This is a genomic window from Halorhodospira sp. 9621 (assembly GCF_022228055.1).
Classification (GTDB): Bacteria; Pseudomonadota; Gammaproteobacteria; order Nitrococcales; family Halorhodospiraceae; genus Halorhodospira; species Halorhodospira halophila_A.
Genome location: NZ_JAJNRD010000106.1, coordinates 1 through 615, shown reverse-complemented (window position 1 = coordinate 615; position 615 = coordinate 1). Strand labels below are relative to the sequence as shown.

1 protein-coding gene is annotated in these 615 nt (G+C 63.6%); it reads right to left on the bottom strand.

Annotation, left to right across the window (positions count from 1 at the left end; translation table 11 throughout):
* Nucleotides 1-615 (bottom strand): GGDEF domain-containing protein (locus LRF89_RS13310; RefSeq protein ID WP_238637383.1); only part of this gene is annotated, 615 nt, incomplete at both ends.

The window sequence follows — 615 nt, the reverse complement described above, 5'->3', positions numbered from 1 at the left end:
TTTGCCGGTTTTGTTCGCGTACATCCGCTGATCGGCCAGCGCGAGCAACCGCTCGGCATCGGTGCTGTCATCCGGGCAAAGGGAGGTCCCCAGACTGACCGAAAAGCGCACCACGTGCCCTTTGACGGATACGGGCATCTCGAGCACCTTCAGCACTCGCCCGCAGAGTTGCTCCAGGTCCGCCCGGTCGGTCACCCCGTGCAACAGGAGCACAAACTCGTCGCCGCCGAGTCTTATGACCTTATCCTCCGGACGCAGCCCTCTGAGCAACAGCTCGGCGAGCTTGACCAAGGCCGCATCGCCGAACGCATGCCCGTAATGGTCATTGATCTCCTTGAAGCCATTGACGTCGAGGGCGACCACCCCGAAGCCTTGCCCCGGAGCACCGCTACCTGGAGAAGAGCGCTCCGCCATCCGCTCCATGGCGTCGGCTAAAAGACGTCGGTTCGGCAGACCGGTTAGCGGGTCGTGCTGCGCCATGTCCTCGATGGTCCGCTGGGCACGCAAGTTCGCGGCCATGGCCAGCCCGTACGTCCAGCCAAGGATCCACGGGATGCTCGCAAAGATGATCCAACCGCTGGCCGGGTTGACGCGATCATCGGGGCCGATAACGCC